Annotated in this window: 21 protein-coding genes; 12 read left to right on the top strand and 9 right to left on the bottom strand. The window is 70.4% G+C overall.

The genetic code is table 11. From position 1 onward, the window contains the following. On the top strand, positions 1-1,447 hold a 1,447-nt coding region (locus RWP81_RS04560; protein WP_399540547.1), incomplete at its 5' end, for a Pls/PosA family non-ribosomal peptide synthetase. Continuing rightward, complete coding sequence (locus RWP81_RS04555) at positions 1,444-2,742, top strand: M1 family metallopeptidase (protein WP_314452733.1); 1,299 nt, start codon at positions 1,444-1,446, stop codon at positions 2,740-2,742. The genes RWP81_RS04560 and RWP81_RS04555, both read left to right, overlap by 4 nt. 22 nt (positions 2,743-2,764) lie before the next feature. Here the strand turns inward: RWP81_RS04555 and RWP81_RS04550 are convergent, their stop codons facing one another. Genes RWP81_RS04550 through RWP81_RS04530 form a run of 5 tightly spaced genes read right to left on the bottom strand, consistent with a single transcriptional unit; the run spans position 2,765 to position 7,969 of the window. Then, entirely contained in the window at positions 2,765-3,547 is a 783-nt protein-coding gene (locus tag RWP81_RS04550; protein ID WP_314452730.1) for a hypothetical protein, read from the bottom strand. Positions 3,548-3,571: 24 nt separating this feature from the next. Continuing rightward, positions 3,572-4,120, bottom strand: coding sequence for a chemotaxis protein CheY (locus RWP81_RS04545; RefSeq protein ID WP_314452728.1), 549 nt, complete (start codon positions 4,118-4,120; stop codon positions 3,572-3,574). Continuing rightward, on the bottom strand, positions 4,117-5,055 hold the full coding sequence (locus tag RWP81_RS04540; RefSeq protein WP_314452724.1) for an NUDIX hydrolase: 939 nt from the start codon (positions 5,053-5,055) through the stop codon (positions 4,117-4,119). Before RWP81_RS04540 ends, RWP81_RS04545 begins: the two co-directional genes overlap by 4 nt. Further along, on the bottom strand, positions 5,052-7,220 hold the full coding sequence (locus RWP81_RS04535) for an RNA degradosome polyphosphate kinase (RefSeq protein ID WP_314452721.1): 2,169 nt from the start codon (positions 7,218-7,220) through the stop codon (positions 5,052-5,054). Before RWP81_RS04535 ends, RWP81_RS04540 begins: the two co-directional genes overlap by 4 nt. Positions 7,221-7,276: 56 nt before the next feature. Then, positions 7,277-7,969 (bottom strand): response regulator transcription factor, encoded by a 693-nt coding sequence (locus tag RWP81_RS04530; RefSeq protein WP_055956528.1) that lies wholly within the window; start codon positions 7,967-7,969, stop codon positions 7,277-7,279. Positions 7,970-8,083: 114 nt separating this feature from the next. On the opposite strand from RWP81_RS04530, the gene RWP81_RS04525 reads away from it, so the two are divergent. The 4 genes from RWP81_RS04525 (at position 8,084) to RWP81_RS04510 (ending at position 11,301) form a co-directional block, all read left to right on the top strand. Continuing rightward, positions 8,084-8,374 (top strand): hypothetical protein, encoded by a 291-nt coding sequence (locus tag RWP81_RS04525; protein WP_314452718.1) that lies wholly within the window; start codon positions 8,084-8,086, stop codon positions 8,372-8,374. 130 nt (positions 8,375-8,504) lie between these two features. Next, on the top strand, positions 8,505-9,104 hold the full coding sequence (locus RWP81_RS04520; RefSeq protein ID WP_314452715.1) for an FABP family protein: 600 nt from the start codon (positions 8,505-8,507) through the stop codon (positions 9,102-9,104). A 2-nt stretch (positions 9,105-9,106) separates the two neighbouring features. Beyond that, positions 9,107-10,195, top strand: a complete 1,089-nt coding sequence (locus tag RWP81_RS04515) for a glycine cleavage T C-terminal barrel domain-containing protein (RefSeq protein ID WP_314452713.1) — start codon at positions 9,107-9,109, stop codon at positions 10,193-10,195. After that, positions 10,192-11,301, top strand: a complete 1,110-nt coding sequence (locus RWP81_RS04510; protein WP_314452710.1) for an FUSC family protein — start codon at positions 10,192-10,194, stop codon at positions 11,299-11,301. Before RWP81_RS04515 ends, RWP81_RS04510 begins: the two co-directional genes overlap by 4 nt. A 32-nt stretch (positions 11,302-11,333) precedes the next feature. On the opposite strand, the gene RWP81_RS04505 is transcribed toward RWP81_RS04510, so the two are convergent. Then, the gene (locus RWP81_RS04505) at positions 11,334-12,131 is read right to left on the bottom strand and encodes a class I SAM-dependent methyltransferase (RefSeq protein WP_314452707.1); all 798 of its coding nucleotides are present in this window, start codon (positions 12,129-12,131) and stop codon (positions 11,334-11,336) included. Between the two features lie 51 nt (positions 12,132-12,182). Between RWP81_RS04505 and RWP81_RS04500 the strand changes: the two genes are divergently transcribed. After that, a complete protein-coding gene (locus tag RWP81_RS04500) occupies positions 12,183-12,929 on the top strand; it encodes a phosphoglyceromutase (protein WP_314452704.1) in 747 nt (248 codons plus the stop codon). Positions 12,930-12,987: 58 nt separating this feature from the next. Here the strand turns inward: RWP81_RS04500 and phoU are convergent, their stop codons facing one another. Then, positions 12,988-13,671: a phosphate signaling complex protein PhoU gene (gene phoU, locus RWP81_RS04495; RefSeq protein WP_314452701.1), complete on the bottom strand. Its 684-nt coding sequence runs from the start codon at positions 13,669-13,671 to the stop codon at positions 12,988-12,990. Positions 13,672-13,843: 172 nt separating this feature from the next. Here phoU and RWP81_RS04490 point away from each other — a divergent pair, with 172 nt between their 5' ends. After that, positions 13,844-15,058 (top strand): ATP-binding protein, encoded by a 1,215-nt coding sequence (locus RWP81_RS04490; protein ID WP_314452698.1) that lies wholly within the window; start codon positions 13,844-13,846, stop codon positions 15,056-15,058. Beyond that, a complete protein-coding gene (locus RWP81_RS04485; protein WP_243222517.1) occupies positions 15,055-15,738 on the top strand; it encodes a response regulator transcription factor in 684 nt (227 codons plus the stop codon). The genes RWP81_RS04490 and RWP81_RS04485 overlap by 4 nt, the downstream gene beginning before the upstream one ends. A gap of 71 nt (positions 15,739-15,809) precedes the next feature. Here RWP81_RS04485 and RWP81_RS04480 read toward each other — a convergent pair whose 3' ends face one another. Continuing rightward, positions 15,810-16,376 carry a hypothetical protein gene (locus tag RWP81_RS04480; RefSeq protein WP_055956553.1) on the bottom strand — a complete coding sequence of 189 codons (567 nt, stop codon included), beginning with the start codon at positions 16,374-16,376 and terminating at the stop codon, positions 15,810-15,812. 206 nt (positions 16,377-16,582) lie between these two features. On the opposite strand from RWP81_RS04480, the gene RWP81_RS04475 reads away from it, so the two are divergent. Both RWP81_RS04475 and ispD read left to right on the top strand, forming a co-directional pair. Continuing rightward, on the top strand, positions 16,583-17,065 hold the full coding sequence (locus RWP81_RS04475; protein WP_055956557.1) for a CarD family transcriptional regulator: 483 nt from the start codon (positions 16,583-16,585) through the stop codon (positions 17,063-17,065). 50 nt (positions 17,066-17,115) lie between these two features. Further along, positions 17,116-18,315 (top strand): 2-C-methyl-D-erythritol 4-phosphate cytidylyltransferase, encoded by a 1,200-nt coding sequence (gene ispD / locus RWP81_RS04470; protein WP_314452688.1) that lies wholly within the window; start codon positions 17,116-17,118, stop codon positions 18,313-18,315. On the opposite strand, the gene RWP81_RS04465 is transcribed toward ispD, so the two are convergent. After that, positions 18,312-18,773 (bottom strand): GNAT family N-acetyltransferase, encoded by a 462-nt coding sequence (locus RWP81_RS04465; RefSeq protein ID WP_314452685.1) that lies wholly within the window; start codon positions 18,771-18,773, stop codon positions 18,312-18,314. The genes ispD and RWP81_RS04465 overlap by 4 nt on opposite strands. Positions 18,774-18,841: 68 nt before the next feature. On the opposite strand from RWP81_RS04465, the gene RWP81_RS04460 reads away from it, so the two are divergent. Continuing rightward, the coding region (locus RWP81_RS04460) for a cysteine--tRNA ligase (protein ID WP_314452682.1) at positions 18,842-19,677 on the top strand (836 nt) is incomplete at its 3' end.

The following is a 19,677-nucleotide window of genomic DNA, read 5'->3' as shown; positions in this document are numbered from 1 at the left end:
GGGGTGGCCGACCGAGCGTCCGCCGGCGCCGACGCGCTGGTTGTGGGCGTACGCCGCGTCCGCGGTCGCGCTCGCCCTGCTGCCGCTGGCGGCATTCACCGTGGGTGGACTCGTCGTGGCCCAGGGCATGCGCGGCGCCGACTCGCTCGCCGAGGCGGCGGGCAGGGCCTTCGCCTGGCTCGTTCCGGGCGTCGCCCTCACGGGCCTGGTCTTCGCGGCATCCGTCGTCCTGCTCGTCCGGCTGCTCTCGATCGGTCTGTCCGAGGGCACGCATCCGGTACGCAGCCGGGTCGCCTGGCAGGCGTGGAGCATCGAACGACTCCTGGATGCCGCCCGCACGATCCTCTTCCCCCTCTACTCGTCGCTGTTCACCCCCGTGTGGCTCCGGATGCTGGGAGCGCGCGTCGGCCGGGACGTCGAGGCATCCACCGTCCTGCTCATCCCCTCGATGGCGCGGATCGAGGACGGGGCGTTCCTCGCCGACGACACCATGGTCGCCTCCTACGAACTGCGCGCCGGGTGGTTGCGGATCGGACAGGTGCGCATCGGCAAGCGCGCGTTCCTCGGCAATTCCGGCATGGCCGCGCCCGGCCATCGCGTTCCGCGCGACGGGCTGGTCGCCGTGCTGTCGGCCGCTCCGCTGAAAGCCAAGGCGGGGTCGTCGTGGCTCGGTTCGCCGGCGGTGCGCCTGCGTCGGTTGTCGGCCGGCGTCGACGATTCCCGTACGTACAACCCCGGACCGGGTCTGCGCCTGGCTCGCACCCTGTGGGAGCTCTGCCGCTTCGTGCCTGTCGTGGTGACCTGCGGCATCGGTCTGGGAGTGCTGTTCACCCTCGCGGCGTTGTGGGAGACCGCGGGACCGGTGTGGACGCTCCTGCTGTCGGGCGTCGTCCTGCTGGCCGCCGGAGCGGTCGCCGCCGGGGTGTCGACCGCCGCGAAGTGGGCGATCGTCGGCGTCATCCGCGCGGGGGAGCAGCCGCTGTGGTCGAGCTTCGTGTGGCGCACCGAGGTGTCGGACACGTTCACCGAGATGGTCGCGGCCCCCTGGTTTGCCCGCGCGGCGTCGGGGACGCCGGCGCTCGCCGTGTGGTTGCGGACCCTCGGCGCGAAGATCGGACGGGGCGTGTGGTGCGACAGCTACTGGCTGCCCGAACCCGACCTGGTGACGTTGGGCGATGCGTCAACCGTCAATCGCGGATGCGTCGTTCAGACGCATCTGTTCCATGATCGAATCATGAGCATGGACACCGTCGAGCTGGAACCCGGGGCCACCCTGGGCCCGCACAGCGTGGTGCTGCCGGCATCCACGCTCGGGGCGCACGCCACCGTGGGCCCCGCCTCGCTCGTCATGCGCGGCGAGACCGTTCCGGTCGGTTCGCGCTGGAGTGGCAACCCCATCGGACCCTGGCGCGCGGTGAAGGTTCGCGCCTACCAGTCGACGACGTGAGTACGACCGACTCGTACGCCCCGCAGAGCGGTGACGCGTCGTACGACGTGCGGTCCTACGACCTCGCGCTCGGCTATCGCGTGCGCACCAACCGTCTCGAGGGGACGGCGACCATCGTGGCCGTCGCGCGTGCGCCGCTGACCTCGTTCGCGCTCGACCTCGTAGGGCTGCGCACCTCTCGCGTCCGCGTCGACGGGACGGTGGCCCGATTCGCGGCCGGTCCGCGCGTGGTGCGCGTGACGCCCGCGCAGCCGATCTCGGCGGGCTCCGTGTTCGAGGTCGAGGTGGTGTACGCGGGTGCTCCGGCCCCGCGGCGCTCGCGCTGGGGCGCGGTGGGGTGGGAGGAGCTGACCGACGGCGCGCTCGTGGCGGGCCAGCCGATCGGTGCGCCGACCTGGTTCCCGTGCAACGACCGTCCCGACGATCGTGCGCGCATGCGCATGGAGATCACCGTCGACGACGGCTACACGGTGGCGGCGACGGGGGTGCCAGGTCCCACGACCCGGCGCGGCGGACGTGTGACATCGACGTTCACCTCCGACGTGCCCACCGCGACGTACCTCGCAGCCGTCCACGTGGGCCGTTACCGCACCCGACCGCTCGTCGGTGGGGGAGTGGATGCCGTCCCGTCGATCAGCGTCACCGCGCCTCCGTCTCTGAGCGCGGCGGTCGATCGTGCGTTCGCGGCGGTGCCCGAGATGCTGCGCGTGTTCGATCGGCTCTTCGGGCCCTATCCGCAGGACACCTGCTCGCTGGTCGTCACGGCCGACGAGCTCGAGATCCCGCTCGAGGCGCAGGGACTCGCCGTCTTCGGCATGAACCATCTCGTACCGGCCGCTCAGCGTCTGGTGGCGCACGAGCTGGCACACCAGTGGTTCGGCAACAGCGTCGGCATCGCGCGCTGGCGCGACATCTGGCTCAACGAGGGCTTCGCCTGCTACGCCGAGTGGCTGTGGTCGGATGCCTCGGGTGGCACGCCCGTCGAGACCTGTGTCGCCGAGCACTACGCGCGCCTCGCCGCCAAGCCACGTGATCTGCTCCTGGCCGACCCCGGCCCCGACGACATGTTCGACGACCGCGTCTACAAGCGTGGAGCGCTGACACTGCACGCTCTTCGTCGGACGCTGGGCGACCAGGCGTTCTTCGACCTGGTGCGGGGTTGGACGGCGCAGCACCGGCACGCACTCGTCACGACCGAGGACTTCCGTGCCGCGGTCGAGAGCGCGGGCGGACCGGATGCCGTGGCGGTGCTGTCGCGCTGGATCGACGGCGAAGCTCTTCCCCCGCACCCCTGACCCGCGCGGGGTCCGGGGCGGGTCACCCGCTCCAGCCGCGCACCCGGTGCACGACGAAGGACTTCGGGTACGGGCCCGCGGTGGCATCGACCTCGAAGATGTCGATCATGAGCGCCAGCGGGTAATCGGGAGCCTGCGCGATGCGTCGGACGACGACGCCCTCGCATCCGATGATCGTCTCGCCGTCGCCCCACACGGCCGTCCACGTGCGCGGGCGACCGGCGTCGAAGGGCAGCGAGACCTCGACCATGTCGGTGACCAACCGAGGGTCGTGGTGCGCCTTGACCCCGCTGCGGGCGCGGGTTCCGGTATCGGTGACGGCGTCGGCGTCGATCTCGAACAGGCAGATCTCGCCGGCATCGCGCGGTGACAGGTGCTCCGTCCCGACGAGCCACGCGGCGACCATGCATCCGCTGTCCCGGGTGGCCGACAGGGTGACGTCGACGCGACCCCGGGTGGGGGCGAAGAGAAGCGACGTCGGCACCTCGGTGCGTACCGTCAGGTCGTCGCGGTGACGGTGCATGCCGCGAGGCGATCCCTTGTCTCCCGCGAACAGCGCCGTCTGCAGGTTGGATACGCGCAGGGGAGCGTCCTCGACACGCCAGTCTCGCTGATCTTCGTCGATCCGGAGCCGGATGCCGTCGGCCTCGGCATTCCACCGTGCCGCTGCCCGCTCGGCGTCGGTCCAGTGCGGCAGGTACGAGCTGATCCAGCGGGAGGGATCGGGGAACCCCCCTGAGAAGTCGTCGTCGAGGTCGGCGACACGCGGAGGAAGAGGTGGGAGCATGCCGTCGGGGTGGCGCATGCACCATTTGTACCGCCTCCTCGGTCAGGAGGTACGCGCTCGACGATGGGCCTCGGCGCGCGCGTCGACGGCGAGCGCCGCCACCACTCCGTCGGGGCCGTCGAGGTCCCACCCACGCCACCCGGTCGTCGAGTGACGGGCGTCCGGATGCTCGACGATCCACGCCCGCCACCCGTCCGCGCTCTCTTCGACGACGACCCGCGCCGGGTCGACGGCCAGACCCCGTCCGTCGGCCTTGAGCACGGCTTCCGCCCGCGCCCAGTCCCGCGCGTCCGTCTCACCGGGCAGCACGCGTTCGAGTCCCGCGGCATCCGCAGGAACCGCGTCGACGCCGATGCGGCCGTATCCCCCTGTCACGACGACAACGGCCCACCCGGGGAGATACGACACCGACACCTCGGCATCCGCGCCCTCCACCCGTATCCGACCGTGGTCGCCACCGCACAGCGGGCATCGCGAGACGAACCGGGCGCCCGGGAGCAGCTCCGCGAGGAGCGCCCGCGACGTGTCCCTCCGCGACGCCCGCGGGGGAACCGCCCGCCACGCGATGCCGATGCCCGGCGGGAGGGTCACGCGCGAGGTTCGTGCGTCTCGATCGCCACGATGCCCGCGCCGGGGTGCTCCACCGGCACGTGGGCGACCGAGAACGCACCCGGCTCGAGGGTGGACGCGCTGCCGAGATAGGAGCCGCTCATCGTGCCGGTCGCGAGGGCGAGTTCGTGCAGAAGGGCGGGCAGAACGGGGCCGTGACTGGTCAGGACCACTGGTTTGCGCGCGCGCACGCGCTGCCCGATGACGGCTCGGGCATCGGCCCGGCCGTGCTCCCACGCGTCCTGACTGATGTCGGCTGTCAGCTGCACCCGCTGACCGACCGCCTGGGCGATCGGGGTGGCGGTACGCACGCAGCGCTCGGCCGGGCTCGACACCACCCGACGCACCCCGAAGGCCAGCAGCGGTCCGACGATGGCCTCGGCCTGTTTACGGCCGCGCGCGGTGAGCGGGCGATCCGTGTCGTCACCGTCCCACTCGTCGCGCGAGCGCGCCTTGCCGTGGCGCAGCACCACGATCGGGAAGGTCGGCAGGGCCTGCTCGTCGACGATGCGGGCGAACTCGTCGAGGATCTCGATGTCGACGGGATAGCTGAGGTGCTTTCGCGCCTTCTTCATGCTCACCCACTCGATCGCCGCGACCTCTTTGTTGGGCACGAACGACGACGTGCGCACGGCCGCATCGGTGGCCTCGGCCGCCCAATAGTGCACGATCTTCGTGCGCGAGTTCGGCATCCGATACCGCGAGACGCCCACGGGGACCCCGAGTGCGACACGGATGCCGGTCTCTTCGCGGATCTCGCGGACCGCCGTCTCGGCGAGCGTCTCGCCGGGGTCGACCTTGCCCTTGGGCAGGGTGAGGTCGCGGTACTTGGTGCGGTGGATGAGCAGGATGCGCAGTTTGCCCTCGACCCGGCGCCACACGACGCCGCCGGCGGCATAGACGGCGGTCTCGGTCATCGGGCCGTCCGGGCGCGCCGTTTGCGCTGGACGCGCGACATCGTGTGCTCCTGCAGGTCGATGAGGGCCGTGCCGTCAGCAGCGACGCTGCGACGCGTCCACTCGCCCTCCGACCCGAGGTGCCACGAGCTCGTGCCGTCGTCCATCGCGAGGTCGAACAACGAGGTGAGCTCGCGCAACTGGTTCTCGTCGACGACGCGCACGAGCGCCTCGACGCGGCGGTCGAGGTTGCGGTGCATCATGTCGGCGCTGCCGATGAAGATCTGCGGATCGCCGTCGTTCGCGAACGAGAAGATGCGCGAGTGCTCGAGGTAGCGGCCGAGGATGGAGCGCACGATGATGTTCTCGCTCATGCCCGGGACTCCCGGCCTGATCGAGCAGATGCCGCGCACCCACACCTCGACGGGGACCCCCGCCTGGCTGGCGCGGTACAGCGCGTCGATGATCTCCTCGTCGACCATCGAGTTCACCTTGATGCGCACGCCGGAGGGTTTGCCCTCCAGCGCGTTGCGGCGCTCCTTGTCGATGTGGCGCAGCAGGCCCTTGCGCAGGTGCAGGGGTGCGACGAGTAGGCGCTTGAACTTCTTCTCGATCGCGTAACCGCTGAGCTCGTTGAAGAGGCGGGTGAGGTCTCGACCCACCTGATCGTCGACGGTGAAGAGGCCGAAGTCTTCGTAGATGCGGCTCGTCTTGGGGTTGTAGTTGCCGGTGCCGACGTGGCTGTAGTGGCGCAGTCGCCCCTCTTCTTCGCGGATGACGAGGGCGAGCTTGCAGTGCGTCTTGAGGCCCACGAGGCCGTAGACGACGTGGACGCCGGCCTTCTCGAGCTTGCGAGCCCAAACGATGTTGTTGGCCTCGTCGAAGCGCGCCTTGACCTCGACGAGCGCCAGCACCTGCTTGCCCGCCTCGGCGGCGTCGATGAGGGCCTGCACGATGGGGCTGTCGCCCGAGGTGCGGTAGAGGGTCTGCTTGATGGCGAGCACGTGCGGGTCGCGGGCGGCCTGCTCGAGGAAGGCCTGCACGCTCGTCGCGAACGACTCGTACGGGTGGTGCACGAGCACGTCGCTCTTGCGGATCGCGCGGAACAGGTCGGCGCGGCCGTTCTGCTCCGGGGGCTGGAACGCCAAAGCGGTCTTGGGCACGTGAGGCGGGTACCTCAGGTCGGGGCGGTCGATACGCGAGAGATCGAACAGCCCCCGCAGGTCGAGGGCGCCGGGAAGCCGGTAGACCTCCTGCTCGGTGATGTCGAGCTCGCTCAGCAGCAGCGATCGGGTGACGTCATCCATGTCCTCGGTGATCTCGAGGCGGATCGGCGGGCCGAAACGGCGGCGCAGGAGCTCGGCTTCGAGGGCCTGGATGAGGTTCTCGGTCTCGTCCTCCTCGATCGTCATGTCTTCGTTGCGGGTGAGGCGGAACGCGTGGTGGTCGAGAACCTCCATGCCGGGGAAGAGGTCTCCCAAGTGGTTGGAGATGAGCTCCTCGAGCGGGAGGTAGCGCACGCCCGGGCCGTCTCCCGGCACCTCGACGAAGCGCGGAAGCATGGGCGGCACCTTCAGGCGCGCGAACTCTTGACGACCGGTGCGGGCGTTGCGGATGCGGATGGCGAGGTTGAGCGAGAGCCCGGAGATGTAGGGGAACGGGTGCGCCGGGTCGACGGCGAGCGGCATGAGCACCGGGAAGACGTTGCGCTGGAAGTACTCGGTCAATCGAGCCGCGGTGTCCTCGTCGAGGGAGTCCCACGAGACGACCTTGATGCCGGCCTCGGCCAGCGCGGGGCGGACCTTCTCGGTCCAGGCGGCCGCGTGGCGCTCCTGCAGACGGTGCGCTTCGGCCGAGATGTCGGCGAGCACGTCGAGCGGTGCTCGGCCCACGTTCGTGGGTACGGCGAGTCCGGTGACGATGCGGCGCTTCAGCCCCGCGACGCGCACCATGAAGAACTCGTCGAGGTTGCTGGCGAAGATGGCGAGGAAGTTCGCGCGCTCCAGCACGGGGACGGCCGGGTCTTCCGCCAGTTCGAGGACGCGCTGGTTGAACGCCAACCAGCTCACCTCGCGGTCGAGGTACCGGTGATCGGGCAACTGGTCGTCCTCGGCCTCGACGGCCTCGTCGAAGTCGTCGTCGTCGGCGTCGCCGAGCCCCGTGTCCAGCACGTCGTGTTCCATCATCCCCACATCATTGCAGTGGTCGGTGACACGGGAGTGAACGGGCGGTACGCGTCGGGTCAGACGGGGGCGGATGCCGCGACGGGGGCGTCGTCTTCGTAGACGTTGAAGCGGTAGCCGACGTTGCGCACGGTGCCGATGAGCTGCTCGAGATCACCGAGCTTGGCGCGCAAGCGCCGCACGTGCACGTCGACCGTGCGGGTGCCGCCGAAGTAGTCGTATCCCCACACCTCGCTCAGCAGCTGTTCGCGCGTGAAGACCCGCGAGGGGTGCGTGGCGAAGAAGTGAAGGAGCTGGAACTCCTTGTAGGTGAGGTCGAGGGGCTTGCCGTGCACCTTCGCCGAGTACGACGACTCGTCGATCGTGATGCCCGAGGTCTGGATGCGCGTCGACACCTGGTCGGCCGTCTGCCGGCCCATGGCCAGCCGGATGCGGGCGTCGATCTCGGCGGGACCGGCGCCGACGAGCACGACGTCGTCGATGCCCCAGTCGGTGGAGACCGCGGTGAGGCCTCCCTCGGTGATGATGAGCACCAGGGGAGCCTCGATGCCGGTGGTCGACATGATCTTGCACAGCGACTTGGCGCCGACGAGGTCGAAGCGGGCGTCGACGAAGATGACATCGGCGCTGGGGGCGTTCACCAACTGCGCGGCCTCGGCCGGAATCTGCCGCACGCGGTGGCTCAGCAATTCGAGCGCGGGCAGGGCAGCGCCGCCGCCCGGGGCGGAGCTGAGTACCAGAAGCTGTGCCAAGAGGACCTCCCGTGCGGCGTGTCGCGCACCCGATCATCTTAGGGCGACGAGGCCGCGGCCTCATCACCGGCGCTGCGCGTGCGCGCGACGGGGGTCCTGAGTGATGATGGGGTCATGTCGACTCCCGACCTCGCCCCGCGCCGCACCTACGCCGGTGTCGTGGCGGTATGGGTGCTGGCGGCGGTCGCGGGCGTCCTCATCGGGATCTTCGCCCCCGAGCACTGGCGTGCGCAGTGGATCGCGGTCGCCCTCGGCGGGTGCGTGATCGTGTCGTTCGCCGTGCAGCTCTGGTACGGCCGGTCGCAGGCGTTCATCCAGCGGATGGCGCTGAGCTCGCTCGGCGCGCTCGTCGTGCTCGGGGTGATCACGATCGGTTTCGGTCTGGCGTCCCTGGTCTCGGGCTAGAGTTGACGCATGGACCTCCTCGCGCTCGAACTGTTCTTCGTGGGACTTCTGGGCCTCGCCTCGCTGGCGATCGCCTTCGTGTCCGGAACGGTCATCTGGAACCTCTATCGCGGCCAGCGCTGAGCGCGTCGTGATCGAGATCCCGACCGACCTTCCGGCCGACCTCGTCCCTCTCTCGTGGCTCGTCGGCGTCTGGGAAGGCACCGGAGTCATCGACTACGAGGCGGACGGCCGTGCCTTCTCCGGTGAGTTCGCGCACCGCGTGAGCTTCAGTCACGACGGCGGAGGCTTTCTCAACTACTCCGCCGACGCGTGGCTGCTCGACGGCGAAGAGCGACGTCCGCTCGTCTCCGAGATCGGCTACTGGCGTCTGGCGCGACCGGTCGGCGATGCCGACGCCGGACCCGGGCTCCTTCCGGCCACGGGGTCGCCCGTCGTCCGCACGGCGGACGACGTCGAGGCGCTGCGCAATGCCGACGGCGGCTTCGACATCGAGGTGAGCCTGGCGCACGCCGACGGCATCCTGGAGCTCTACGTCGGTCAGGTCAAGGGTCCCCGCATCGATCTGGCGACGGATGCCGTGGTTCGCACAGCCGGGGCGAAGCCCTATGCCGCCGCGACGCGTCTGTACGGACTGGTCGACAACCACCTGCTGTGGGCGTGGGACATCGCCGCCCTGGGCCGCGAACTCGGTTCGCACGCCTCGGCGCGTCTCGCGCGGGCGGAGTGATCGTGGTCTCCCTCACCGACGTCCCCGGCGCCGTGATCGACCACCGCGGACTCCGCCACGTCGGTTCGCCCGTGGCCGAGCAGCGACGGCTGTCATCCGGATCCGCGCTCGCGCCTCTCGGCGACCGGCGCGTGATCTCGGTCGGTGGCGAGGACCGCCGCAGCTGGCTCGACTCGCTGTCATCGCAGGCTCTGACGCACCTGGCGCCCGGGGTGTCCACCGAGCTGCTGATCCTCGACCCCCAGGGGCGGGTCGAGCATGCGGCCGCGGTGGTCGACGACGGTGAGACGACGTGGCTTCTCGTCGACGCGTCCGATGCCGAGGCCCTCGCGACGTGGCTCACCCGCATGCGCTTCCGTCTGCGGGTCGAGGTGCAGGACCGCTCAGGCGAACTCGTCGTGGTGGGCGGCACCCGCGCCGCCGTCGAGGCCCTGCGCACGGTGGCCCCCGTCTGGGTCGACCCCTGGCCCGCCGTCTCACCCGGCGGTTGGGCGTACGCCCGTGTCGAACCGCACCCCGGTGCCGAGCGCGACTGGGCCGAGGCGATCGTGGACGCCGAAGAGTTCGGTCGCGTGCTCGACGGCGCCGTCCGCGGCGAGATCGCCCTCGCGGGTCTCGACGCCGTCGAGGCGCTGCGTGTCGCCGCCTGGCGTCCGCGCGTCGGTGTCGACGCCGACGAACGCCTGCTGCCGCACGAGATGGACTGGCTGCGCACGGCGGTGCACCTGTCGAAGGGCTGCTACCGCGGCCAGGAGACGGTGGCCAAAGTCCACAACCTCGGACACCCGCCTCGTCGCGTCGTGGCCCTGCAGCTCGACGGAAGCGACAACGTCCTTCCCGCCCGCGGCGACGCCGTGCGCGCGGGTGACACCGTGATCGGCGCCATCACCTCGGTCGCCGTGCACCACGAGGAGGGGCCGATCGCCCTCGCCCTCGTCAAGCGCACCGCACCCGAGGGAGTGCCGCTCGTCGTCGACACCGCCGACGGTCCGCTGGCCGCCGCGGCCGAGACGGTCGTACCCGCCGACGCGGGGGCAACCGCGTCCATTCCGCGGATGCCCCGCCTCGGACGCCGCCGCGCGGCGGAATGATCGCCGACGATCCCTCGACGACCGTCGGGGTCGTCGTTCCCCGCTCGCGCTTGCGCTCCACACTCCGGCGGCGCGTCGCGCGGGTGCGCGAGTCGCTCCCGGCGATCCTGCAGATCGTCGTCGCAGCGACCGCGGCGTACGCCTTCGCCCACTTCGTGCTCGGGCATCCGGTCCCGCTCCTGGCGGCGACCGTGACGGTGTCGAGTCTCGGTCTCGTGCGAGACGCGCGTCCGTGGCGCGTCGCCGAGACCGTCATGGGCATGCTGGTGGGCATCCTCATCGCTGAGATCGTGCTGGTGACCACGGGCAGCGGCTGGTGGCAGATCGCCGTGGCGATGACGACGACACTGCTGGTCGCCCGCTTCCTCTCGCCTCAGCCGGGTTTCGCCCTGGCGGCGGTGGTGCAGTCGCTGATCGCCCTGGTCATCGTCACGGGAGCGCCGTTCTTGCGTCTCGTCGACGGCGCGATCGGCGGGGTCGCGGCGCTGATCGTCACGGCGCTGATCCCGCGGACGCTGCGGCGCACCGAACTGCGCGACGCCGACGAGCTGTTCGACGCGCTCGAGATCGCGATGGCGACCATCGTGCGAGCGCTGCGCCGGGGCGATCGCGTCCGGGCCGAGCGGGGCCTCGAGCGCGCCCGGTCGCTGCAGACCTACGTCGATGCGTGGAGCGGGTCTCTGGAGTCGGGGCGCGAGGTGGCGCGTATCTCGCCGTTCCTCCGGCGCCAGCGCACGGAGCTGCAGCGCCATGAGCGGGTGCGGCAGTCGCTGGACCTGGCCACGCGCAACCTCCGGGTCGTGGCCCGGCGCGCCGCCTACCTGTGCGCGGACGGAGAGACGCGACCGATACCGGCCGACCTGTTGGCCGAGCTCGCCCGGGGCGCGTCGCTGGTGCGCGACAGCCTCGACGACATCTCGCTCGAGCCGGCGGCGCGCTCGGCGGTGGTCGCCGTCATCCGTCGCTTCGATCCGGCGGCGCTGCTGCCCGACGGCGGAGTCGGCGAACTCAACCTCGTCGCAGCGATGCGACCGCTGGCCGTCGATCTGCTGACCGCGGCCGGAATGCCCTCCGCCGAGGCGCGGGCGTTGCTCCCACGCATTTGAGCGGGCGCGCCGCATGAGGGTCTCCGCCCCGATCACCGCGGCGCAATGGCCTCCCACGCGACGCCGACCTCTCCCAGCCGCCAGCGCTCCGGACGCACGAGCGGCCAGCCGGCATCCTGCATCCCCTTCATGGCGGTGCGCCAGCGATGCACGGCGCCGAACGGCGCGACCGCCGCCGCGCGCGTCCACTCGCGGTCGAGGGATGCCACGAACGCGTGCACGCGTTCGCCCTCGACGTTGCGGTGGATCAGGGCCTTGGGCAGGCGCTCGGCCGCGATAGCAGGGGTGTCGAGCTCGGCGAGCCTGAGCGAGACCGTCAGACTCCGGGGTACCGCATCGGCCCCCACCTCCGCCCACGTGACGACCCGGCCGATCTCGTCGCACGTTCCCTCGACCAGGATGCCGCCCGGTTGGAGGCGCGCACACATCCGCGCCCATGCGCCGGCGACGTCGGGCTCGTCGTACTGACGCAGGACGTTCATCGCGCGGATGATCGCCGGGCGTCGGCCCGGGGCGGTGGGCACCTCGAACCCTCCGCGGGCGAAGGAGACCCCGGCGACGCCCACCGCCTGTTGCCGCGCGCGTGCCACGCGGTCGGCGTCGATCTCGAGGCCCAGCACCGTGGCATCCGGTCGCTCGCGGATCAGGCGGGCGTGCAACTCGAGGGGGGTGACCGCGCTCGCCCCGAAGCCGAGATCGATCACGAGCGGGTCGTCACTACGGCGCAGCGCCGGATGCCGGGCGATCCAGCGGTCGACCCGGCGCAGGCGGTTGACCCCGGTCGTGCCGCGGGTGGGACGGCCGACGGGGGAGGAGGTCACGTCCGACATGATGCCAGCCGCAGCTCCTGGTCGACGCCCGCGCGTCGATAGCATGGAGTCATGCCTCACACGCTGATCCTCCTCCGCCACGGGCAGAGCGAGTGGAACAAGACCAACCAGTTCACCGGCTGGGTCGACGTGCGACTCACCGACCAGGGCAAGGCCGAGGCGAAGCGCGGCGGCGAACTGCTCGCCGAGTCGGGCGTGCTGCCCGACGTGCTGCACACCTCCGTGCTCAGCCGTGCCATCCAGACGGCGAACATCGCCCTCGACGCGGCCGACCGTCTCTGGATCCCCGTCAAGCGCTCGTGGCGCCTCAACGAGCGCCACTACGGCGCTCTGCAGGGCAAGGACAAGGCGCAGACCCTCGAGGAATTCGGCAACGACCAGTTCATGCTGTGGCGCCGCTCGTTCGACGTGCCGCCGCCGGCCCTGCCCGCCGACGACCAGTACAGCCAGGTCGGAGACCCCCGCTACGACGGCATCGACGGCGAGGTGCCCGACACCGAGTCGCTGAAGATCGTCATCGACCGCATGCTGCCCTACTGGCACAGCGACATCGTGCCCGACCTGCAGGCCGGCAAGACGGTGCTCGTCACCGCGCACGGCAACTCGCTGCGCGGTCTCGTGAAGCACCTCGAGGGGATCAGCGACGCCGACATCGCCGAGCTGAACATCCCCACGGGCATCCCGCTCGTCTACCGTCTGAACGACGACCTCACTCCGGTCGGACCGGGCGAGTACCTCGACCCCGAGGCCGCCGCTGCCGGCGCCGCCGCCGTAGCCGCCCAGGGCAACAAGCACTGACACCGCACGACGAAGGGGGTGGATGCCGATCGGCATCCACCCCCTTTTCGGTTCGACCTCAGATGGCCGGGCTGGGCTCGTAGGAGATGTCTTCGTCGGCACCGGCCCAGTCGCCGGTCGCGAGGTAGACGACCTTCTTCGCGACAGAGACGGCGTGGTCGGCGAAGCGCTCGTGATAACGGCTCGCGAGGGTGGCATCGACCGTTGCAGTCGGTTCGCCCTTCCAGGAGTCGCCGAGAACCTTCTCGAAGACACTCACGTGCAGCTCGTCGATGTCGTCGTCGGTGTCGCGGATCGACTCGGCAATCCGCAGGTCTTGCGTACGCAGAAGTTCGGCGAGCTTACGCGCGACCTCGACGTCGAGTTCGCCCATGCGGGTGAACGTGGTCTTCAGCCCCTTGGGGATCGCGCGCTCGGGGAAGCGCGAGCGGGCGAGCTGGGCGATGTGCTCGGCCATGTCGCCCATGCGCTCCAGCGACGCGCTCACGCGCAGGGCGGTGACGACGATGCGCAGATCGCGGGCGACCGGTTGCTGGCGGGCCAGGATCTCGATGGCCAGCTCGTCGAGCGCGACGGCCTTCTCGTCGATGATCGCGTCGGCTTCGATGACTTCTTCGGCGAGGGCGACGTCACTCGTGCCGAACGCGCGCGTGGCACGGTCGATCGCGATGGTCACGAGGTCGGCGATCTCGACCAGGCGGTTCTGAACGTCCTCGAGGGACTGGTGGAATACTTCGCGCATGGCGGGTACCTTCCTCGTTGGCGGCACGGCACATAGGTGTCCCGCAACCCTCCGGGATTCTGTCCAGCGAAGGTTAACGAGTGGTGCTGTGACAGTGAATAGTAGCGTCCGCGTGAGTGCGCGCAGGGGTGAACGGCGGGTGAAGCCGCATCGTCACGTTTACGCTGGGGGCATGCAACAACCGCAGCTCGCGCTGCTCTCGCTCTTCGCAGGTCTGTTGATCGGAGCCGCGGTGGTCGGTCTGGTGGTCGCAGCGCTGCGGGCTCGTGACCGTTCTCGGGCCGAGACGAACGTCGAGGTGCCGGAGGGCGTGGACGCCATGCTCGAGGCGATGGACGACCCCGCTTTCGTATGCGACATGTCGTCGACCGTCTTGGCGCTCTCGCCCGCCGCCGAGGTGTTCGGCGTGCACACGGGGGAGGTCATCGCCAGCGACGAACTGAAGCGGGTGGCACGGGTCGCCCGCGACACGGGTGGCGCCGTCGCCGAGAACCTCCGCCTGCGACGCGGCGCCGCCCCCGCGGAGGCCCGGCTCGTCGCCGTGCGGGCGACGCCGATCTCGAACCGGCTCACCCTCGTCGTGCTGCGCGACATCACCGAGCGCGAGCGGGTGGAGGAGATGCGGCGCGATTTCGTGGCCAACACCTCTCACGAGCTGAAGACGCCGGTCGGCGCCGTCAGCCTGCTCGCCGAGGCCATCGAGTCGGCGGCCGACGACCCCGACCAGGTGCGCCACTTCGCCGCGCGCATGCAGGCCGAAGTGGCGCGGCTGAGCGCCCTGGTCAATCGCATCCTGAGCTTGTCGCGTCTGCAGGCGTCCGAAGAGCTGCGTGATGTGCGCGACGTGTCGATCGACGAGGTCGTCACCGCCGCCGTCGAGTCGCACACGGTTCAGGCCGACTCGGCGCAGGTGGTCGTCGTGCGCGGCGGCACGAAGGGCCTGTGGGTGCGCGGCGAGCCCCAGATCCTCACCGAGGCCGTGGGCAACCTCATCGCCAACGCCATCGCCTACTCGCCGCAGGGTTCGAAAGTCGGAGTCGGCATCAAGCTCGACGTCGACGTCGTCGAGATCGCCGTCACCGACCGCGGCATCGGCATCCCCGAGAGCGACCAGCACCGGGTGTTCGAGCGGTTCTACCGCGCCGACCAGGCGCGCTCGCGCCGCACGGGCGGCACCGGACTCGGTCTCTCGATCGTCAAGCACGCCGTCCAGCGCCACGGCGGCGAGGTGCGGCTGTGGTCGCGGCCCGACCGCGGCTCGACCTTCACCATCCGCCTCCCGCTGTCGGAGACCCCGGATCTCGACATCGTCCGTCCGAAGCAGCGTCGCAAGGGCCGTAAGGCCTCTGCCGCGGCTTCCGCTCCCGTGAAAGAGGAAACCGCATGACTCGCGTTCTGATCGTCGAGGACGAGCCCGATCTCGCCGACCCGCTGGCCTACCTGCTGCGCCGTGAAGGCTACGAGGTCGAGATCGCCGAAGACGGTGCCCTCGCTCTGGCCGCTTTCCGCGAGCGCGGTGCCGACATCCTGCTGCTGGATCTCATGCTCCCCGGGATGCCGGGAACCGAGGTCTGCCGCCAGCTGCGGCTGACGTCGCAGGTGCCCATCATCATGCTGACGGCCAAGGACTCCGAGGTCGACATCGTCGTGGGGCTCGAACTCGGCGCCGACGACTACGTCACCAAGCCGTATTCGACGAGGGAGCTGTTGGCGCGCATGCGCGCGGTACTCCGACGACGCACACCCGACGACGCCGACCTCGACGATCGCGTCCTGGCGGGCGGGCGCGTGGTGCTCGACATCGACCGCCACACCGTCGCGGTCGACGGCGGCGAGATCAACATGCCGCTGAAGGAGTTCGAGCTGCTCGAGGTGCTGATGCGCAACGCGGGCCGGGTCCTGACGCGCGGTCAGCTCATCGACCGTGTGTGGGGGACCGATTACTTCGGCGACACCAAGACGCTCGACGTGCACATCAAGCGGATCCGTTCGCGCATCGAGCAGAATCCGAGCGAGCCCAGCATGCTGGTCACCGTCCGCGGCCTGGGGTATCGCTTCGAGGCGTGAGTGCGAGAACGACGAAGGCGCCGACGCGATGCGTCGGCGCCTTCGTCGTCGAAAGGAGAGGGGCGTCGTCCTCAGGTAGAGGGCGTCGGTGTCGCGGTCGGCGTCGGCGTCGCCGTGTTCGTGGGGATCGGCGCGATCGTCACGGTCGCCTCGGGCGTCGGGGCGAGGGGCGCGAGGTACTCGAGGGCGCCGTCGAGCACGGGCACCTGCATGAGCGATCCCTGGCCGTCTCCGGACTGGAAGTAGACCGGAACGGTGGAGCCGGGGACGGCGTCGATGTCGTCGAGACGCAACGGCTCGACGTCGTCCGTCAGGTCGCCGAGGCTGAGCGTGCGGCCGGCCGGCACGTTCACGGCGGCGCGGACGGCGGAGGAGCCCTCGCCGACCTCGATGCGCAGCACTAGCTGGTCGGTGGTGTCGTTGACGATCGCGGCGACGAGGTTGCCGGTCGTGCCGTCGTCGTTGGCGACGATCAGGGCGTTGCGCACGGACAGCGGGCCGGCGTCGGCGGGGACGTTCACGCCGTCCGAAGCCGAGTAGTCGATGGTGGTCGCCTGCGGAGCGATGAGGTTGCACCCCGTCGTGCCCAGCAGAACAGCGGCACCCAGGGCGACGGACGCGATCAGGCGCGTTTTCACGGATCCTCCAAGATCGACAGACGGCATCCCCCTCATCCTACGGGGTCCCTGGCGCGCGTCCGCCTCGCGCGGTGGGCTCGCCGCGCCGTCCCGCGCACGTGGGGGCATGCGGGGCCCGCGCGCGAGGGGGAGGGGCGCAGGGTGGGCGGAACAATAGCGTATGCGGGCCTGTGGTATCCTGGATGTTGCCGAAAGGACATAACTCCATGCTTTTTGAGGTTGGCGAGACCGTCGTTTATCCGCACCATGGTGCGGCCACGATCATCGAGGTCAAAGAACGCGTCATCAAGGGCGAGACGAAGAAGTATCTGAAGCTCAACGTCACGCAAGGTGACCTCGTCATCGAGGTTCCCGCTGACAACGTCGACCTGGTCGGCGTTCGTGACGTCATCGGCAAAGAGGGTCTCGACCGCGTCTTCGAGGTGCTGCGCGCACCGTTCACCGAGGAGCCGACCAACTGGTCGCGCCGCTACAAGGCGAACCTCGAGAAGCTCGCCTCGGGCGACGTGATCAAGGTGAGCGAGGTCGTCCGCGACCTGTGGCGCCGCGATCAGGATCGTGGCCTCTCCGCGGGAGAGAAGCGCATGCTGGCGAAGGCGCGTCAGATCCTTGTCTCCGAGCTCGCGCTGGCCGAGAAGACCGACGAAGACCGCGCGGGCGTCGTCCTCGACGAGGTCCTCGCGTCCTGACGCCGCTCGGCGTGCGACTCCTCAGGGTGTCGTCGCGCTAGCGTTACCGGGTGACTCACGCCCCGGATCCGCGCTTTGCGGTCGTCGTCGTGGCCGCCGGCTCCGGTACCCGTCTTCGCGGCGGGGCACCGAAGGCGTTCGTGGCTGTCGACGATCGATCCATCCTCCACCATGCCCTTCGCGTCGTCTTCCTAGCGCGACCGGCGCAGGTGGTGATAGTCGTTCCCGAGGGCCATGAGGCGACCGCTCTAGAGGTTGCGCGCGACGCCGCTGATGGCGATCCCCGCGCGGTCGACATCGTCTCGGGCGGGGCCACCCGTCAGCAATCCGTCGCTGCCGGGCTGGCCGTGCTGCGCGACGACATCGGTACGGTGCTCATTCACGACGCGGCCCGGGCCCTCGCCCCGGTCTCGGTGTTCGAGCGCGTGGTCGCGCGCATCAAGGCGGGTGCCGTCGCGGTCATCCCCGCTGTGCCGGTCGTCGACACGATGAAACGGGTGGATGCGAACGGCCGCGTGGTGGCAGCGGTCGACCGCAGCGAGTTGGTGGCCGCGCAGACCCCGCAGGCCTTCCGCGTGTCGGTCCTGCGTGCGGCTCTGAACGCGGTCGAGGCGGACCACACCGACGACGCGGCCTTGGTGGCCGCGGCCGGACACGACGTCGTCGTCGTCGACGGCGACGAGGTCGCCTTCAAGATCACCACCACCCCCGATCTCGAGCGTGCGCGTGCGCTGCTCGCCGCCACCCCCCTGGCATCCGTCCCCTCTCCGTCGGCATCGGTGCCCCGGGTGGGCATCGGCACCGACGTGCACGGTTTCGGCGGCGAGGGCACGCTGTGGCTGGCGGGCCTCGAATGGCCGGGGGAGCAGGCCCTGTCGGGGCACTCCGACGGCGATGCGGTGGCGCACGCCATCGTCGACGCCCTGCTGGCGGCGGCGGGACTGGGCGACATCGGCACGCACTTCGGCACCGATCGTCCCGAGTTCGCCGGTGCCCACGCCGAGGCATTCCTCGCGCACACGGTCGAGCTGCTGCGCGCGGCGGGGTGGCGGGTCGGGAACGTCTCGGTGCAGGTGCAGGCCAACCGCCCCCGGTTCGCGGCGCGTCGCGTCGAGGCCGAGCGAGTGCTGTCGGCGGCACTGGGGGGAGCGGCGGTGTCGGTCAGCGCGACGACCACCGACGGTCTCGGCTTCACCGGGCGCACCGAGGGGGTCGCGGCCTTCGCCACGGCCCTGGTCGTGCCGCTCTAGAGTTCGCGGGTCATGAACGTCGACAGCGGGTCCGGCTGGTAAGGCGCGAACGCGTCGCACTCGCGGAACCCCTCGCTCGCGTAGAGCCCGCGCGCGGCCGCGAAGTCGTCGGTGCTGCCGGTCTCGAGCCACAGGCTCCGGATGCCGCGCTCCGCGGCATCCTCCATGATGTGCCGCAGCATCGCCCGGCCGATCCCCTGACCGAGGAAGCGCTCGACGACACGCATCGACTTCAGTTCGGCTCGGTCACGGCCGAGATCCTTGCAGGCGCCGATTCCGGCCAGTTCGTCGTCGACCCACGCCGACCAGACCGTGACGCCGTCGGCGCTCAGACGGTCGGCATCGAGGGCGTGCATGCTCTCGGTCGGGGTGTTCTCGAGCATCCCCGCCAGGTGCGCGGCGACCAGTGCGCGGGTCTCGGCGCCGGTGAGGTCGTCGGGGCGGATGAGCAGGGGCATACCCCGCACCGTAGCCGCTGCGTGTTTCCCCCAGGTGTCGCGCACGGGGTGGCCGGTAGGCTTGTGCGGTGACTGTTCGGCTGTACGACTCGAGGGCGCAAGACCTGCGCGACTTCGTCCCTCTCGACCCCTCGAACGTCACCGTCTACGTCTGCGGCCCGACCGTGCAGTCCGGGCCCCACATCGGCCACGTGCGCGCAGCCCTCGCCTTCGACCTGTTGCGCCGGTGGCTCACCCACCGCTTCGGGCGCGTCACGTTCGTCCGCAACGTCACCGACATCGACGACAAGGTGCTCGCGAACGCCACCGACGCCGAGCCCTGGTGGGCGCTCGCGTACCGCATGGAGCTCGAATTCTCGCGGGCCTACGCCGCCATCGGCATCCTGCCCCCCACGTACGAACCGCGCGCCACCGCGTCGGTCACGCAGATGCAGGAGCTCATCGCCGAGCTCATCGAGCGCGGCCACGCCTACTCCGCCGCCGGAGACGTGTACTTCGACGTGCGTTCGTGGCCCGCCTACGGCGAGCTCACCCGCCAGAGCCTGGATGCCATGGAGCCCGCGGCCGACGCCGACCCGCGCGGCAAGCGTGACCCGCGCGACTTCGCCCTGTGGAAGGGCAGCAAGCCGGGGGAGCCCGCATCGGCCACCTGGGCCTCGCCCTGGGGCGACGGTCGTCCCGGCTGGCACATCGAGTGCTCGGCGATGTCGCGTCGCTACCTCGGTGCGGAGTTCGACATCCACGGCGGCGGGCTCGACCTGCGATTCCCGCATCACGAGAACGAGATCGCGCAGTCGACCGCCGCGGGCGACGCCTTCGCCCGCTACTGGGTGCACAACGGCCTCGTCACCGTCGACGGGCAGAAGATGTCGAAGTCGCTCGGCAATTTCACCCTCGCCGCCGA

It is taken from the genome of uncultured Microbacterium sp. (assembly GCF_963521695.1).
Taxonomy (GTDB): Bacteria; Actinomycetota; Actinomycetes; order Actinomycetales; family Microbacteriaceae; genus Microbacterium.
Note: the sequence above shows the minus strand (reverse complement) of the source record. Positions and strands in the feature narration are given on the sequence as shown.

Coding starts and splice junctions, on each gene's coding strand:
- RWP81_RS04485 (WP_243222517.1), top strand. CDS start 15,055: ATGACTCGCGTTCTGATCGTCGAGGACGAGCCCGATCTCGCCGACCCG.
- RWP81_RS04535 (WP_314452721.1), bottom strand. CDS start 7,220: ATGATGGAACACGACGTGCTGGACACGGGGCTCGGCGACGCCGACGAC.
- RWP81_RS04505 (WP_314452707.1), bottom strand. CDS start 12,131: ATGTCGGACGTGACCTCCTCCCCCGTCGGCCGTCCCACCCGCGGCACG.
- RWP81_RS04500 (WP_314452704.1), top strand. CDS start 12,183: ATGCCTCACACGCTGATCCTCCTCCGCCACGGGCAGAGCGAGTGGAAC.
- RWP81_RS04490 (WP_314452698.1), top strand. CDS start 13,844: ATGCAACAACCGCAGCTCGCGCTGCTCTCGCTCTTCGCAGGTCTGTTG.
- RWP81_RS04550 (WP_314452730.1), bottom strand. CDS start 3,547: ATGCGCCACCCCGACGGCATGCTCCCACCTCTTCCTCCGCGTGTCGCC.
- RWP81_RS04540 (WP_314452724.1), bottom strand. CDS start 5,055: ATGACCGAGACCGCCGTCTATGCCGCCGGCGGCGTCGTGTGGCGCCGG.
- RWP81_RS04465 (WP_314452685.1), bottom strand. CDS start 18,773: ATGCCCCTGCTCATCCGCCCCGACGACCTCACCGGCGCCGAGACCCGC.
- RWP81_RS04475 (WP_055956557.1), top strand. CDS start 16,583: ATGCTTTTTGAGGTTGGCGAGACCGTCGTTTATCCGCACCATGGTGCG.
- RWP81_RS04525 (WP_314452718.1), top strand. CDS start 8,084: ATGTCGACTCCCGACCTCGCCCCGCGCCGCACCTACGCCGGTGTCGTG.
- phoU (WP_314452701.1), bottom strand. CDS start 13,671: ATGCGCGAAGTATTCCACCAGTCCCTCGAGGACGTTCAGAACCGCCTG.
- RWP81_RS04510 (WP_314452710.1), top strand. CDS start 10,192: ATGATCGCCGACGATCCCTCGACGACCGTCGGGGTCGTCGTTCCCCGC.